Source organism: Paenibacillus sp. sgz302114 (genome assembly GCF_056120345.1).
In genome coordinates, this window is the sequence record NZ_JBVYOI010000003.1 from 56,237 (window position 1) to 71,970 (window position 15,734).

18 protein-coding genes are annotated in these 15,734 nt (G+C 50.9%); 2 read left to right on the forward strand and 16 right to left on the reverse strand.

Features of this window, described 5'->3' with window-relative positions:
• Nucleotides 1-162: 162 nt before the first annotated feature.
• Together sucD and sucC are read right to left on the reverse strand one after the other, a co-directional pair.
• Nucleotides 163-1,092 carry a succinate--CoA ligase subunit alpha gene (gene sucD / locus AC0LWF_RS09340; RefSeq protein ID WP_126016317.1) on the reverse strand — a complete coding sequence of 310 codons (930 nt, stop codon included), beginning with the start codon at nucleotides 1,090-1,092 and terminating at the stop codon, nucleotides 163-165.
• A gap of 58 nt (nucleotides 1,093-1,150) precedes the next feature.
• Nucleotides 1,151-2,311 carry an ADP-forming succinate--CoA ligase subunit beta gene (sucC, locus tag AC0LWF_RS09345; protein ID WP_474651285.1) on the reverse strand — a complete coding sequence of 387 codons (1,161 nt, stop codon included), beginning with the start codon at nucleotides 2,309-2,311 and terminating at the stop codon, nucleotides 1,151-1,153.
• Nucleotides 2,312-2,656: 345 nt separating this feature from the next.
• On the opposite strand from sucC, the gene AC0LWF_RS09350 reads away from it, so the two are divergent.
• Together AC0LWF_RS09350 and AC0LWF_RS09355 are read left to right on the forward strand one after the other, a co-directional pair.
• Nucleotides 2,657-3,118 carry a DinB family protein gene (locus AC0LWF_RS09350; protein WP_474651286.1) on the forward strand — a complete coding sequence of 154 codons (462 nt, stop codon included), beginning with the start codon at nucleotides 2,657-2,659 and terminating at the stop codon, nucleotides 3,116-3,118.
• A gap of 115 nt (nucleotides 3,119-3,233) precedes the next feature.
• The gene (locus tag AC0LWF_RS09355) at nucleotides 3,234-4,790 is read left to right on the forward strand and encodes a YifB family Mg chelatase-like AAA ATPase (protein ID WP_474651287.1); all 1,557 of its coding nucleotides are present in this window, start codon (nucleotides 3,234-3,236) and stop codon (nucleotides 4,788-4,790) included.
• Nucleotides 4,791-4,830: 40 nt separating this feature from the next.
• On the opposite strand, the gene AC0LWF_RS09360 is transcribed toward AC0LWF_RS09355, so the two are convergent.
• The 14 genes from AC0LWF_RS09360 to ftsY form a co-directional block, all read right to left on the reverse strand.
• A complete protein-coding gene (locus AC0LWF_RS09360) occupies nucleotides 4,831-5,247 on the reverse strand; it encodes a YraN family protein (protein ID WP_474651288.1) in 417 nt (138 codons plus the stop codon).
• The gene (locus tag AC0LWF_RS09365; RefSeq protein ID WP_474651289.1) at nucleotides 5,244-5,546 is read right to left on the reverse strand and encodes an EscU/YscU/HrcU family type III secretion system export apparatus switch protein; all 303 of its coding nucleotides are present in this window, start codon (nucleotides 5,544-5,546) and stop codon (nucleotides 5,244-5,246) included. Before AC0LWF_RS09365 ends, AC0LWF_RS09360 begins: the two co-directional genes overlap by 4 nt.
• Nucleotides 5,543-7,471, reverse strand: a complete 1,929-nt coding sequence (locus AC0LWF_RS09370; protein WP_474651290.1) for a hypothetical protein — start codon at nucleotides 7,469-7,471, stop codon at nucleotides 5,543-5,545. The genes AC0LWF_RS09365 and AC0LWF_RS09370 overlap by 4 nt, the downstream gene beginning before the upstream one ends.
• Before the next feature lie 407 nt (nucleotides 7,472-7,878).
• The gene (gene rnhB, locus AC0LWF_RS09375; RefSeq protein WP_474651291.1) at nucleotides 7,879-8,502 is read right to left on the reverse strand and encodes a ribonuclease HII; all 624 of its coding nucleotides are present in this window, start codon (nucleotides 8,500-8,502) and stop codon (nucleotides 7,879-7,881) included.
• A gap of 94 nt (nucleotides 8,503-8,596) precedes the next feature.
• A complete protein-coding gene (gene ylqF, locus AC0LWF_RS09380) occupies nucleotides 8,597-9,469 on the reverse strand; it encodes a ribosome biogenesis GTPase YlqF (RefSeq protein WP_474651292.1) in 873 nt (290 codons plus the stop codon).
• Nucleotides 9,470-9,483: 14 nt separating this feature from the next.
• The gene (gene lepB, locus AC0LWF_RS09385) at nucleotides 9,484-10,173 is read right to left on the reverse strand and encodes a signal peptidase I (RefSeq protein WP_474651293.1); all 690 of its coding nucleotides are present in this window, start codon (nucleotides 10,171-10,173) and stop codon (nucleotides 9,484-9,486) included.
• Between the two features lie 98 nt (nucleotides 10,174-10,271).
• On the reverse strand, nucleotides 10,272-10,613 hold the full coding sequence (gene rplS / locus AC0LWF_RS09390; RefSeq protein WP_091218811.1) for a 50S ribosomal protein L19: 342 nt from the start codon (nucleotides 10,611-10,613) through the stop codon (nucleotides 10,272-10,274).
• Nucleotides 10,614-10,803: 190 nt separating this feature from the next.
• Nucleotides 10,804-11,550, reverse strand: a complete 747-nt coding sequence (trmD, locus tag AC0LWF_RS09395) for a tRNA (guanosine(37)-N1)-methyltransferase TrmD (RefSeq protein ID WP_474651294.1) — start codon at nucleotides 11,548-11,550, stop codon at nucleotides 10,804-10,806.
• Between the two features lie 4 nt (nucleotides 11,551-11,554).
• Nucleotides 11,555-12,073, reverse strand: a complete 519-nt coding sequence (gene rimM, locus AC0LWF_RS09400; protein WP_474651745.1) for a ribosome maturation factor RimM — start codon at nucleotides 12,071-12,073, stop codon at nucleotides 11,555-11,557.
• A 128-nt stretch (nucleotides 12,074-12,201) separates the two neighbouring features.
• Nucleotides 12,202-12,432, reverse strand: a complete 231-nt coding sequence (locus AC0LWF_RS09405; protein ID WP_090574094.1) for a KH domain-containing protein — start codon at nucleotides 12,430-12,432, stop codon at nucleotides 12,202-12,204.
• Nucleotides 12,433-12,458: 26 nt separating this feature from the next.
• Complete coding sequence (gene rpsP / locus AC0LWF_RS09410; RefSeq protein WP_474651295.1) at nucleotides 12,459-12,731, reverse strand: 30S ribosomal protein S16; 273 nt, start codon at nucleotides 12,729-12,731, stop codon at nucleotides 12,459-12,461.
• Between the two features lie 48 nt (nucleotides 12,732-12,779).
• On the reverse strand, nucleotides 12,780-14,153 hold the full coding sequence (gene ffh / locus AC0LWF_RS09415; RefSeq protein WP_474651296.1) for a signal recognition particle protein: 1,374 nt from the start codon (nucleotides 14,151-14,153) through the stop codon (nucleotides 12,780-12,782).
• A 24-nt stretch (nucleotides 14,154-14,177) separates the two neighbouring features.
• Complete coding sequence (ylxM, locus tag AC0LWF_RS09420; RefSeq protein WP_474651297.1) at nucleotides 14,178-14,552, reverse strand: YlxM family DNA-binding protein; 375 nt, start codon at nucleotides 14,550-14,552, stop codon at nucleotides 14,178-14,180.
• A gap of 117 nt (nucleotides 14,553-14,669) precedes the next feature.
• Nucleotides 14,670-15,671, reverse strand: coding sequence for a signal recognition particle-docking protein FtsY (ftsY, locus tag AC0LWF_RS09425; protein ID WP_474651298.1), 1,002 nt, complete (start codon nucleotides 15,669-15,671; stop codon nucleotides 14,670-14,672).
• Between the last annotated feature and the right edge of the window lie 63 nt (nucleotides 15,672-15,734).

Sequence of the window (15,734 nt, forward strand, 5' to 3'; positions counted from 1 at the left end):
CCCGCTTCGAAGGCTCGCATTCTTCTTTATTGTGCCTTCGCAGCAATCAGAATGCAAGCCGTATATGGTAAATAATGAAAAAAGCAACCTTCGAAAGCCCAGGGTGAGGGCAATTCGAAAGGTTGCTTACCTTTTCGTTATATGCAATTGGCATTACTCAGCTTAGTGAGTTTTGCACTTGTCGAGCATGCCGCGCTCTTCCAGGACACTCACAAGTGTGGAGCCCATTTCGGAAGGCGTTGGAGCTACGCGGATACCGCATTTCTCAAGCGTTGCGATCTTCTCAGCTGCAGTACCTTTGCCGCCGGAGATGATTGCGCCAGCATGTCCCATACGTTTGCCTGGAGGCGCTGTTGCGCCGCCAATGAAGCCAACAACCGGCTTCTTCATGTTTGCTTTAACCCACTCAGCTGCTTCTTCTTCTGCGGAGCCGCCGATTTCACCGATCATGATAACCGCATAAGTATCCGGATCTTCATTGAACATGTTCAGAATGTCAATGAACTCCGAGCCTTTAACAGGGTCGCCGCCGATACCAACTGCGGAGGATTGACCAATGCCGCGAGTTGTCAGCTGGTGAACAGCCTCGTAAGTAAGCGTTCCGCTGCGGGAAACGACGCCTACATGGCCTTTTGTATGGATATAGCCCGGCATGATGCCGATTTTGCATTCGCCTGGCGTGATAACGCCTGGGCAGTTCGGTCCGATCAGGCGCGTTTTGCGGCCTTCCATGTACCGAGTCACTTTAATCATGTCGATTACTGGAATACCTTCTGTAATACAGATAACGAGATCCAGCTCAGCATCGACAGCTTCCAAGATGGAATCTGCAGCGAATGCTGGCGGTACGTAAATAACCGAAGCAGTGGCGCCAGTCTTAGCGACTGCATCAGCAACTGTATTGAATACAGGAAGGGATACTACAGTGCCGTTCTCAAGTGTAATGTCAACGTTCGTGCCGCCTTTGCCAGGTGTAACGCCGCCAACCATTTGAGTACCGTATTCCAAGGCGCCTTTCGCATGGAAAAGACCTGTTGCACCGGTAATACCTTGTGTAATGACTTTAGTATTCTTGTCTACCAAAATGCTCATCGAAACTCACATCCCCTAAATGAATTCATTTGCCGCGGAAAGTGCGACTTCAGATGTCTTACTTAACTAGCGCAACAATTTTTTGTGCACCGTCAGCCATCGAATCCGCAGCCACGATGTTTAGTCCGGATTCATTCAACATTTTCTTGCCGAGCTCTACGTTAGTGCCTTCCAGACGAACGACGAGCGGACGGTCAAGACCGAGCTCCTTCGCTGCTGAGATAACACCGTCTGCGATAATATCGCATTTCATAATGCCGCCGAAAATGTTAACGAAAATGCCTTTAACCTTCTCATCGGAGAGAATGATCTTGAACGCTTCCGTTACTTTTTCTTTCGTAGCACCGCCGCCTACGTCCAGGAAGTTCGCAGGGTCGCCGCCGTAGTACTTGATAATATCCATTGTCGCCATAGCAAGACCTGCTCCGTTAACCATGCAACCGATGTTGCCATCGAGCGCGATGTAGCTGAGGTCGAACTTGGACGCTTGAATTTCCTTCTCATCTTCTTCATCCAGGTCACGAAGCTCGAGAATGTCTTTGTGACGATACAGTGCGTTGGAATCGAAGTTCAGCTTGGCGTCAAGCGCCATTACGTTGCCATCGCCAGTAACGACGAGCGGGTTGATCTCTGCAATCGAGCAATCCTTCTCAACGAAAGCTGTATACAAGGACAGCATGAATTTAGCCGCTTTGTTCACCAGCTCGTTAGGAATGTTGATGGAGTAAGCAAGCTTGCGCGCTTGGAACACTTGAAGGCCAACCGCTGGATCGATTACTTCTTTGAAAATCTTCTCAGGCGTATGCTCAGCAACCTCTTCGATTTCTGTGCCGCCCTCTTCGGATGCCATCATAACGATGCGTCCTGTTACACGGTCAACAACGAGACCAATGTAATATTCCTTCTTAATGTCGCAGCCTTGCTCGATCAAGAGGCGCTTAACCTCTTTACCTTCCGGGCCTGTTTGGTGCGTGACGAGAACTTTACCTAGAATTTGGCTTGCGTAGTCGCGAACCTCATCCAAATTTTTGGCAACCTTAACGCCGCCCGCTTTACCGCGGCCACCAGCATGGATTTGCGCCTTAACAACGACGACCGGCGTACCGAGCGATTTCGCTGCTTCTACCGCTTCTTCAACGGAGAATGCCACTTTGCCTTCCGGCACCGCAACTCCGTATTGTTTTAGCAATTGTTTTCCTTGATACTCATGGATATTCATTTACGAAAATCCTCCTATCCGCAGTTAACTACTACGTATGTACACAAAACCATAAGTATTGTAACACGTTTCGTCATAGCTTTACTATTTTTTTAGCTCAAGATGCCATCTTTTTTGATATTAATTTCATCTCAAATCGATATGAAAAGCGATGAAAGTTAATATAAGAAGATGAAAACATTGCTTTTGCATTGAAAAGCCTTATGACGGATGGCAGTTCACGATTAGTATTACCTAACTTTTACAAAATATTGACACCGAACGTAAGTTCGCATTATAATGAATTCATATCATCCATTCTTTATTGAGGAGCTGTTCTGAGTCATACGTACGATTCCACTATTAATGGTTGCTTTTGAATCCATGATTTCGTTCGCGGCTTCGCTGCGCGTTCTATCCGGCGATGAGTGGACCACTCCGCTCGAACCTGGCAAATGGTCGACACAGCAAGTGATGGCGCACATTATGCTGTGGGACCGTCATTTCCTAAACGAAGCTATAGCTCCTATTGCCGCTGGTACTCCGCTTACATACAAACATTCCAATTTCGATCAGTTTAATGAGAATGCTGCAACATATGCAAAGTCAATTAGCCAAGAAGAGCTGATCGTTGCTTGTATCGAAGTACGTGGTGAGCTAGTTGGAAAGTTGAAATCATTAAATGAGACGCAGCAAAATGAAGTTTATCGTGATGGAGATGGCATTCCGTTCACGGTATCGGCATACTTAAAGGATTTTGTCGATCACGATACCCACCATAAGGAACAAATCGAGCGATTTATCCAGCAATTAATCAAGTCAGAATGAAATCGAGCGTTGTTGACAATATTTTCAAGTATGTACTATCATAAATGTGAAGCATGATATACACGGACTAGTGAGGAAGCACCTTCATCCGATAACGATGGAGGTGTTTTTTGTTTTGTATACTCAAATTTGCAGCGGCAGCGTATACGGCGTGGAGGGCAGAATGATTGCCGTAGAAGTCGATATTTCCAGCGGGCTCCCGCAAGTAAATGTCGTTGGTCTTCCCGATCCGGCCGTAAGAGAATCTGTTGAACGTGTACGAGCTGCGATCAAGAACTGTGGTTTCACGTTCCCGATGGAACGAATTACTGTTAACCTTGCTCCAGCTGACTTACGCAAAGAAGGAACTGCCTTTGATCTCGCAATCGCAGTTGGTGTCTTAGTCGCGAGCGGACAACTGCAGGCGGAATTGTTCCGGGATATGATAATACTCGGCGAACTCGCGCTGAACGGCGAGGTGCGCGCGATTCCAGGCGTCCTTGCGATGGTGGAACAAGCTAAGCTTAGGGGCCGCACGAAAGTGCTGCTTCCTCATACCAACGCTTCAGAAGCTTCCTGCATTGAAGGACTCGAACTGTTCGCAATCACCCATTTGCTAGAGCTGAAGGATGCCGATTCGGACAAAGAAGCTTGGCGATCTTTGCAATATCATGCCGACCATTCACGAGATGTAAAGAATAGCTTGCTAGTCGAGAGTATCCATCTACATGGTGATTTCGGTGATGTGCTTGGACAGCACCACGCGAAGCGGGCGCTTCTGATCGCTGCAGTTGGCAAGCATAATTTGCTGCTGTCGGGTCCGCCTGGCACAGGTAAGACGATGCTCGCCAAGCGGCTTCCCGGCATCATGCCGCCACTCGGAGAAGAAGAGGCGCTGCAAGTAACGAAGATATATAGCGCCGCGGGCAAGCTCCCTGGAGGTATCCCATCGCTGATGAAGGAACGCCAGTTCCGCAGTCCCCACCATACGATATCCGCTGCAGGATTGATCGGCGGAGGCTCGATACCGCGACCAGGCGAAGTGACGCTTGCTCATCGCGGCGTCTTGTTTCTGGACGAGCTGCCTGAATTTTCACGAGCTGCACTTGAAGTGCTTCGCCAACCGCTGGAGGATCGTGAGGTGACGATCGCAAGGAGCCGGGCGGTATTTCGGTTCCCAGCACACTTTTTATTGGCAGCTTCTATGAACCCTTGCCCTTGTGGCTATTATGGCCATGATACAGAGGATCAACGCTGCAGCTGCAGCGAAGCGTATCTCTCAAGGTACCGCGCCAAAATTTCCGGTCCACTCCTCGACCGAATAGATATGCATATTGAGGTCGCAAGGCCGCCTGCGACTGCTGACTTACAGATTGGCATGACTTCCGCCCAGATGAAGCAGATTGTGCTGCAAGCTGTACAATACCGAAATGCGCGTGCTGACGCTCTCGGAAGGTCACTTGCCGATCTGGCTGGAGCTTCATTACGAAGAGCTGTGCAGCTTACAAGAGAAGCGGATGAGCTGTTGCGCCTAGCCTTTGACTCGCTTGGCGTAAGTTTACGAGCGCATGACCGGATATTGAAGCTTGCGAGAACAATTGCAGATCTGGAGCAGTGTGAGCTAGTAGACAGTCCGCATGTTGCAGAAGCGATCGGTTACCGAGGATTGGACCGGAAGCTACATGCGCTTTAGAAATGAGAAAAGAGATGCCTGAGTAGGCATCTCTTATTCGTTAAAAAGCAGCTTTGATATGTTTCAGTTCAGTAATTTGATAAGGAATAGGCTCGTTCGGCGTTGGAACAGCGGTTATCGCAATGACATCGAACCGGACCGGCTGATCGTGCAGCTTCAGAAGTGATATATAAACCTCAGCCGTTGCCCGTACTTGATGCTGTTTACGGAAATCTACTGATTCTACAGCTGTGCCGAATCTCCCGCCTTGTCTACGAGTCCGAACTTCGATAATGACGAACGTATCGGCAGTTTGTGCGACGATATCGAGCTCGCCTGAACGACAGCGCCAATTCCGAGCTAAGACATGATAGCCTTGTTCGGTTAGATAACGGGCAGCATGTTCTTCGCCGAACTTGCCTATCGATTGTCGTGAGTCAGCTTTTTTTGCTTCATTAGATTGTCGTGCGCTCGTCATTTGATGGCACCTGCCCTCTGATCGGAACGATAGACGAAAGAAAGGATTTCAGCAACCAAAGCATATAGCTCAGGAGGGACCTCTTGATCCAGATCGAGTTTGGAGAGCACTTCAACAAGCGACTTGTCCTGCTGGACAGGAATTCCGTTCTCCGCCGCTTTCTCTAATATCGCTTCTGCAATTCTTCCTTGCCCTTTCGCAACGACAACAGGCGCATTCCGTTCACCAGGTTCATATTTAAGCGCAACCGCCTTCTTGTTCGGGAGAGGCTGCGGTGTTGTATGGTTGTTGTCCCTCATACTCGGAAGTCCACTCCTTTATAGGGCTTCGCCGTCCATTCTTGTCCATTTGATTGGGCAGCCGCTGTCGCCCCATCTGCCGCATTCATTCTCGCCGCCATCCGATCCGGCATCGGTGTCGCTTTCAGTGTGAGCAGCTGGTAACCGCTCTTCTGCAGCGCTTCTGTCAATTCCGGCCGGGCGGACTCCGCAAGCTCCCCGGTCATTGGATGATCGTTCCAAAGATTCAAACTCACGATCTTATCGACAACCTGTACATCAACGACCGTATCGCCTAAGGTTTTCATCCGAAGGTCAAAGAGCAGCCGGCAATTGTCCGCATCCAGCTCTCCTTTGCGGTCGCGGCGTGTTTGAACGTGGACCGACGCTGTTTGGCTGCCGTCAGCCCCTTTCATCGGGATAAACATCGTTATATAAGAGAAAAGCGAGCCCGTCTTCTCCGGCGTAAGCAGAAGTTGCTGGCCGGTAATATGAGAAACAAGCTGCTGCGACGTATCTTTCAGCGCTTGCGGTACATCATCCGCGCTCGCTAATGTCAACAGCGCGCTCTTCATTGTCTCGGCGGCAGCATGTTTGATGCCATCGCCATCTTGCGATAGTGCCAAACCAGGCGCAGGAAGCTGACTCGCTTGCTGCTGTTGCTGCAGCGCGCGTTCAATGACCGCGCTGTTCGCACCGCCGCGAGCCGGTTCTTTGGCAGCGGCATCGGCATTGGTGTGAGACTGCTGCTGCGTCTCTTGCGCAGCCTCATTGGGTTGCCCCGCTGCCAGCTTCTGCGACGTCTGAAGCTGGTCTTCTGTGGCGGAAGCCGCGAGCAGTCGTTCGTGGTCGACGCCGAGCCATTTCATCAGCTGGCCGACCCAGTTCTGCGGGGCGGCTGGCTGCGGGGTTGGCGTGCCGCCGCCGCTAGGAGCCGAAGCTCCGGCAGCAGCGGCATGGTTTGGCTGCTCCGGCGCAGCAGCGCCGGAGCTTGCCGGCGGCAGCGCGCCCGCCGGCTGCGCAGCTGCGCTGCGCGCAGCCGTGGCGCCGGCCGCGGCCTGCGGCGCCGGCGCGGGCTGCGGCCCCGCGCCTGTGGCGGCTTCGCCGCCAGCGCGGGCGCTCGGCGCAACCGAGCTCGCTCCCGCGCCCGCATCCGCGCTTCGCGCGGACACACCCGCAGCAGCTTCGCCTGCTGCTCGGGCCGTCGCCGGCTCCGCTGCGGCTTCGGCCCCTGGCGCTTCGCGCATTAGCGCTGCACCTTCGGTAAGCAGCGCCTGCAGCTTCGCTGCTGCCGCTTGCCCTGCTGTCGGCGGCTGCTTCGCCACTCCCGCCTCCGTCTCCGTTCCCCCAGAGCTGCTCCAAGCGGCAAGCCCCTGCTCCAGCGCTTCCAGCAGCACATGTGCTGGAGCGCCGGACTGCGTCTGTGCAAGCGCGCTAATCGTCGCGCTTGTCATCGGCAAACCGCGCTTCGCCGCCAGTGACGCCGCATTCATCCAAGTCTTCAGATCAACACCTTGCGGCATCTCGGCAAGCGCTTGTTTGAACTGCCCTGCTGTCTCTCGATTAAGCGACACTCCGCTTTGTTTCAAATCATTCACCAGCTGAGCAGTCCATTTCTGCTCCGGCAATCCCGCTCCCTTGAGCCATTCCTTCATCGTCGCTTCCGGCATCGCTGCTGTCTGCTGATCTACCTGCTTCAGCACAAGCGACCCGTCCATTGACTGAGGCTGCACCTGCAGCAAGGTAGATTGACCTGGCTGCAGAAGCGTCTCCAGCTTTGCCTGTACCTGAGTTCCGTTAATTTGAATGATCCCTTCTTGATCATCCAGCATCTTAACGAGCACCGCACGTACGATTTGGCCAACTTTCAACTCCAGCGCTTTACCTTCCATAGGCTGCGCATCGCCGAGCAAGCCTTTCATCAACTGTCCAATTGATAATGTCATCCGAACGCATCCTTCCTGCACATGCCAATTGCCATACGCGCACGTAAATCTATATTTCTTTTATCGGTTTGCGGTACGAGCATCTTAACCACAAAAGCTAAGAATTCAATCGAAACAAAGCCGATTGAACCCCACTTCATCCTACCTCTGTCATATTCCATCCAAGTAGCTGGTCTACTTGGTCTCTTTAACACTTGTCCTTCAACCTTCCATCCATCTAGCTAGTCTGCTGGACCTCTTTAACTCTTTCCCCCAACTTCCCATCCACAATCGATCCTAATCTTTTTTCCAGCTTATCCGCCCAAAACAAAAAAACCGCTGACTCCGATTATACCGGAACCAGCGGTCAAACACACAGCACATAATGATCTATTCCCATATGTGATGATCTTTTTCCTTATCTTCACCTAAAACAACAGCTGCTGCTCTACTTCCTGCTCCGCAAACAGCTTTCGAAGGAAGCTCTGACGGTGCATCGAGCTTGGACCATGCTCAAGCAGCTTCTCACGATGCAGCTTCGTTGCATACCCTTTATGTATCGCAATACCGTATTCCGGGTACAGATCGTTCCATTCGCCTTGGCAAAGGCGGTCTCGAGTCACTTTCGCCATAATCGAAGCGGCCGCGATAGACTGGCTCCTTGCATCACCCTTGATAATCGCTTCCTGCGGCAACTGGAGGTCCACCTTCTCCGCATCGACGAGCAAATACTCCGCCTGTACCGACAGCATCTCGACTGCTTGCTTCATCGCCAGCCGCGCCGCTTGCTTAATATTGATCGTATCTACAGCAGATGCATCGACTCGCGCGACCGCCCATGCTTCCGCATGTTCCATAATGACCTCATACAGCTCGTCACGCTTCTTCTCGGACAGCTTCTTTGAATCATCAATACCTTCAAGTACAAGCCCTTCTGGCAAAATAACCGCAGCAGCAACTACATCGCCGAATAGGCAGCCCCGGCCAACTTCATCAACCCCGGCAATATAACGGAAGCCTTGCGCCCATAGCGGCTTTTCAAACTCCAGCATCCTCTGTTCCCCGCTTCCCGCTCGCGTTCTCCCATATCCCATGAAACAACAAACGGCTCCCTCATAGTTAACAAGGCAGCCGTCCATACAAAATCTACATTACATCTTCCGGTGATTCCAACGTTATCCGGCCCAGGTTGCCTGCCCGGAGCTCACGCAGAATGATGCCGGATGCTTTCTCCAGATCAACCCGACCGCCGCTCACGAGACAGCCGCGCTTGCGCCCGATATCTTCCATGACACGAACAATTTCATCCGCATCATCGTAATCGCTCGGCGGTTTTGTCAAACTGAAACGTTCCGCCATTGTATCCCAATAACGTTTCGTCAGTTCTTTCACAGCGAAGAAGGCAACTTCTTCCACATTGATGACCTGTTCTTTAATTGCACCAGTCATTGCCAGCTTCATGCCGACGTGCTGATCCTCGAACTTCGGCCACAAAATACCCGGGGTATCGAGAAGTTCCATCTCTGTGCCGACTTTAATCCACTGCTGCCCCTTCGTCACACCAGGACGGTCGCCTGTTGCCGCGATTGCGCGACCTGCAAGACGGTTAATGAGCGTCGATTTGCCGACATTCGGGATACCTACGATTAGACCGCGAACAGCACGTGGCGTGATGCCTTTGGACACTTGGCGTGCAATCTTCTCATGCAGCAGCTGTTTCACTCGAACCGGAATTTCATTCACTCTCGTTCCAGTCGAAGCATCTATCGCAAGACTTGTATGCCCCATATCTGCAAAGTAAGCCATCCACTTGTCCGTTGTCCGGGCATCTGCCAAATCTGTCTTATTGAGCAAAATTAAGCGAGGCTTCCCTTTGAGAATGTCATCCACCATCGGGTTTCGGCTTGAGAGCGGAACTCTCGCATCAAGCAGCTCGATTGCAATATCAATCAGCTTAAGCTTAGCCTCAATTTCCCTCCGGGCCCTTGTCATATGGCCGGGAAACCATTGAATCGTCATATAATTAACTCACCTCATCCATGTTTCACGAAAGACATTTTCGCAGCGGGCCAGAAAATAATATCTGCTCTGCCGACGATTTCCTTGTCGGAAACAAAGCCAATCATCCGACTGTCCTTACTGTTGCGGCGGTTGTCACCGAACGCAAGCACTGTGCCTTCAGGCACAACATCCGTCGTAAAGTTCGCGTTCGGGAAGTTGCGGTCTGCGCCTTCGTTATTAAAAATCTCACCGTTCGCTTTGGCATTCGCAATCGATTCTGCCAAGTAAGGCTCATCGACCTTCTTGCCGTTAATGTACAAGTTGTCGCCTTCGTACTTCACTTTATCGCCAGGCACGCCAACGACGCGTTTAATGAAATCACGGCCTTCCTCAGGCACGTGGAACACGATCACTTCGCCGCGCTTCGGTTCTCTAATATCATAAATCACTTTATTAACGATTAACCGTTCACCGGTATAGAAGTTAGGCTCCATCGAAGGTCCGTCAACAATAAACGGAGCAAACAGAAAATAGCGAATGACAAGAACGAGTATCGCTGCAATGGCGAGTGCTTTGACCCATTCCATCACTTCCTTCTGCGTTCGGTTGCCTGAACGGTTGCTTGTAGCGACTGGCACATCTGCACTCTCTTCAGCAGTTGCTACTACATCATTCTGCTTAGCTTCTTGTTCGTTTTCTTCCGTCCGGCGTTGTTGATCCACGCTATCCACCCTCTTCTATAATCGGAGTTTACATTTTAAACACATATGTAGAAAAACGAAAAGGGACTTGTTTGCGCAAGTCCCCCTCTTGACGTTCATTAACGAATTTCTTTAATTCTCGCAGCTTTACCGCGAAGCTCACGAAGATAGTACAGTTTCGCGCGGCGAACTTTACCACGACGAGCAACTTCAATCTTCTCGATCTTCGGCGAGTTTAGTGGGAAAGTTCTTTCCACACCAACACCGTACGAGATTTTACGCACTGTGAAAGTAGCGGAGATACCGCCGCCGCGACGTTTGATAACAACGCCTTCGAACAGCTGTACACGCTCACGCGAACCCTCGATTACTTTAACATGCACCTTCAACGTATCGCCTGGGCGAAAGTTAGGAAGATCTGTACGAAGATTTTCTTGCGCAATGATTTGTAAAAGATTCATTTATATTCACTCCTTCCACCATAGACGTTCATATAAGCTACCCGAATCCTTCAGAACAAACGAAACGGATCATGGCTTCATAGCGGACCGTCCGAGTTAACAAAGCAACATCTGATAATATAACATATTACCGCCTAGAACACAACACTACATTTCTGAAAATCTAGCAATGCATGCTAGAGCGTTAGCATTATTCTTTATTCGCGCGTTCTTTGATGATTTCATTCAGCCACAGTCGTTCTTTCTTCGTCAGCTCAGCCGTTTCAAGCAGCTCTGGACGACGTTCAAGCGTGCGCAGAATGGATTGCTGTCGGCGCCAGACCTCCACATTCGCGTGATGTCCGGAGAGCAGCACATCAGGCACTTCCCAATCGCGAAACACCGCAGGACGAGTATAGTGGGGATGCTCAAGCAGCCCTGTGCTGAACGAATCGGTCACTGCCGAGTTCTCATTGCCCAGCGTGCCTGGAAGCAAACGAACGACACTGTCGATAATAACCATAGCCGGAAGCTCGCCGCCAGTTAGGACATAATCGCCAAGCGATATTTCATCGGTGACGAGATGCTGCCTAATACGCTCATCGTAGCCCTCATAGTGGCCGCACACGAACACAAGATGGTCATGCTGCGACAGCTCCTCCGCTTTCTTCTGCGTGTAGGGTTCCCCTTGCGGGCAAAGCAGAATGACGCGTGGACGCTGTCCGCCTTCGGGCATAAGCTCCTCTACAGCAGCGAAGAGCGGCTCAGGCTTCAGCACCATGCCTCCACCGCCGCCGTATGGATAGTCATCAACCGTATTATGTTTATTATTCGCATAATCACGGAAGTTAACCGCGTTCAGGCTTACAATCCCTTTATCTCGCGCTTTGCCGAGAATGCTCGCACCGAATACACCGTGGAACATCTCAGGGAACAGCGTTAATACGTCAATGCGCATAAGGCTAGATCAGCCCTTCCATCAGGTGTACTTGCACAGTCTTGGAGGTAATATTGACATCGAGCACGACATCATCAATGACAGGAATGAGCACTTCTTTGCCCTTTTTCGGTTTTACGACCCACACATCGTTCGCACCGGGTGATAGAATCTCCGTAATGACGCCAAGCTCAGCACCTTCATCAGTTACAACCGTACAACCAATGATTTGGTGATGGTAATACTCACCTTCTTCAAGCGGCACAAGGTTTTCCTTGGACACCTTCAGCTCCCAGCCTTTGTACTTCTCAACATCATTGATGTCGTCCCAGCCTTTGAACTTCACGATGTACATATTCTTGTGCAGCCTAGCGCTTACTACTTCCACTTCGAACTTCCGCTTCGATTCCGGCTCAAGCAACGTCAGCACCGAGTTCGGAGCGAAACGCTCCTCTGGAAAATCCGTTTGCAACACAATTTTCACTTCGCCGCGGATGCCGTGTGTATTCACCAATTTACCGACCGATAACCACTGTTCCATTATTGTCTCCTGCCTTATTCGTTATTAACATCGAAAAGAGCCAGAATACGTTCGTATCCTACTCATCATTATTAACATCGAAAAAGGGTTAGGATACGTACGTATCCTAACCCTGTCTCGATGTACGATCGCTATGAAATAATATCGACCATGACGCGCTTATGCGATTTGACGGCCGCCGATGTGACAACCGTCCGCAGCGCTTTGGCAATTCGTCCCTGCTTGCCGATGACTTTCCCGACATCGTCAGGGTTCACCGACAGCAGATAGACGGTGCCGCGATCGTCTTCTTTCACGTCGACACGCACGTCCTCCGGGTAATCCACTAAAGCCTTCGCTATGACAAGAATCAAATCTTTCATCACAATAGGCCCCCCGCATCGAGTAGTTATTTTTGAAGCTTCGCTTCGTGAAGCTTAGTCATAACGCCTGCTTTGGAAAGCAAGTTACGAACTGTGTCAGAAGCTTGAGCTCCGTTTTGAAGCCATTTAAGAGCTTTCTCTTCATCGATTGTCACTTGTGCCGGTTGAGCAACCGGGTTATAAGTGCCGATTTCCTCAATGAAGCGACCGTCACGCGGGGAACGGGAATCCGATACTACCACGCGGTAGAAAGGTGCTTTGTGCGCACCGATACGTTTCAAACGAATACGTACTGCCATTTTGAAATTCACCTCCTTCAAAAAATTTTCGTATGCTTATCTCTTCGCTTAGAAAGGGAACTTCATGCCTTTCGGCAGCATGTTCTTCAAACCTTTCATGCCGCCCTTAGGACCTTTCGGACCCATCATCGAGGAGAATTGCTTCATCATCTTCTTCATATCATCAAACTGCTTAATGAGGCGGTTAACTTCCGTAATGGAAGTGCCGCTTCCCGCTGCGATACGTTTACGTCTGCTGTGATTCAGAATTTCAGGCTTCTGCTTCTCAGTCTTCGTCATCGACTTCACAATCGCTTCGACGCGGCCAATCTGCTTTTCATCCACCTTGAAGTTCTTCATATCCTTCATTTTTCCCATGCCAGGCATCATGTCGAGCAGCTGATCCAGCGGTCCAAGCTTGCGAACCTGCTCCATCTGATCTAGGAAATCATCGAACGTGAACTCCGCCGTGCGCATCTTGCGCTCCATCTCAGCCGCTTTCTCAGCGTCAATGGTCGAATGGGCTTTCTCGATCAGCGAGAGCATATCGCCCATGCCGAGAATTCGGGAAGCCATCCGTTCCGGATGGAACGGCTCAAGCGGTTCAATCTTCTCGCCTGTCGCCGCGAACTTAATCGGACAACCGGTTACTGCTTTAACCGACAGCGCAGCACCACCGCGTGTATCGCCATCCAGCTTCGTAAGAATAACGCCTGTCAGCTCAAGTTGGCTATGGAAACTCTGTGCAACGTTAACAGCTTCTTGACCTGTCATTGCATCGACAACCAGGAGCACTTCATCCGGCTTCGTTACGTCATGGATCTGACGAATCTCAGCCATGAGCGCTTCATCAATATGAAGACGACCCGCTGTATCGATAATGACATAATCATGACCGTTGTCCTTCGCGTGTTGAAGACCTGCGCGTGCAATGTCAACCGGCGACGTTTGATCACCTAGCGTAAAGACGGGAACACCGATCTGCTCGCCGAGCACTTGCAGCTGCTTGATCGCTGCAGGACGGTAAATATCGCCTGCAATCATAAGCGGCTTATGCTTGTCCTTGAGGAGAAGCTTCGCCAGCTTAGCGCTGGAGGTTGTTTTACCTGCGCCTTGCAGACCAGCCATCAGAATGACAGTTGGCGGCTTATTCGCTTTGGCCAGCTTCGATTGCGTGCCGCCCATTAGCTCCGTAAGCTCTTTGTTAACGATATCGACGACGACCATGCCAGGCGTGAAGCTCTTCATCACTTCCGCTCCGATAGCCTGTTCCTTCACCTTCGCGATGAAATCCTTGACGACCTTGAAGTTAACATCGGCTTCCAATAAGGCTAACCGCACCTCGCGCATCGCCTCGTTAACATCATCCTCGGACACTTTGCCTTTGCCGCGCAGCTTGCCAAACACGTTCTGCAGCCTGCTGGACAATCCTTCAAATGCCATGATCGTCACCTCCTTAGTTCTTACTTATGTAGCGCTATGAACTTCATTGCGCAATCCCTTGGCAATTTCTTGAAGCTTCGTGCGAAGATCTTCATTCGACCCTGCCAGATCTGCGAGCGACTCCAGCTTGTTCAGCCAGTTCTCCGAAGCAGCGTGCTTGCGCAACAACCCAAGCTTGCTCTCGTAGCTCTCCAGAACCGTACCGGCACGCTTCACATGCTCATACACGGCTTGCCTTGTAATATCGAACTCGGCAGCAATTTCACCGAGCGTATAATCATCATGGAAATAATATTTAAGAAAAGTTTGCTGTTTCTCAGTCAGCAACTTCTCATAGAAGTCAAACAGCATATTTATTCGGTTCGTCTTAGCCAGGGCGTCAGATTCATGGATCATCATGCTTCCCACTCCTTTGCGTCAAGGCAATTACCTTTACACCAATTCCACGACGCTTATCATAGCGCATCTCAACATAGGCTGTCAAGTAAAAAAGGTTGACGCCCGCGATGACCATGATTATTCCGCCTTTTCAGCCTCTTCTTCAGCGCTTTGAAGCAGTCCGCCGAACAGCGCGTGAACGAATTGCTCGGAATCAAATTCCTGCAGATCGTCCATTTTCTCGCCAAGTCCGACCAGCTTCACCGGCAGATCCATCTCATTGCGGATTGCAATGACAATCCCGCCTTTTGCCGTACCATCGAGCTTCGTCAATACAAGGCCTGTTACGCCGCTCTTCTCGCCGAATAGCTTCGCTTGGCTAAGTGCATTCTGGCCTGTTGCTGCATCCAGAACGAGCAGTACCTCATGCGGCGCACTTGGCACTTCACGCTGGATGACGCGGAAGATCTTGTTCAGCTCTTCCATCAAGTTATGCTTATTCTGCAAGCGTCCAGCCGTATCGCACAGCAGCACATCAACGCCGCGTTGCTTCGCCGCATGAACCGCATCGTACATAACCGCCGCTGGGTCTGCGCCTGACTCCTGCTTGATCACGTCAACGCCAACGCGCTTGCCCCATACCTCCAGCTGCTCGATCGCGCCTGCGCGGAATGTATCGCCAGCTGCAAGAAGAACGCTCTTACCTTCGCTCTTGAACTTGTGCGCGAGCTTGCCGATTGTCGTTGTCTTGCCGACGCCGTTAACGCCTACGAACAGAATGACAGTCATGCCTTGATCTGCCATGCGCAGCGCTGTTGATGCGTTGCCTTTAAGCAGATCAACAAGCTTCTCGGACAGAATAGGCTGCAGCTCGGATGCATTCTCAATTTTACGTTTCTTCACTTCTGCACGTAAATCATCAATTAGTTCCATCACCGTGTTTACGCCGACATCCGCGCCAATTAGAATTTCTTCCAGCTCTTCATAGAACATTTCGTCAATCTTCTTGCGGCGTGAGATCAGATCTTCGATCTTGCCTACGAAAGCCGTCCGCGTCTTCGTCAGGCCTTCCTTGAACTTCGATGTGACCGCTTCGGTCTTCTGTGCAATGCTCTCTTTCAACCGTTTAAAAAAACTCATCTGATGTCCTCCATCCCTTTAGTTGCAAAAGCCGGGCCTAGGCGCAAACAAGCTGCTGCCTAA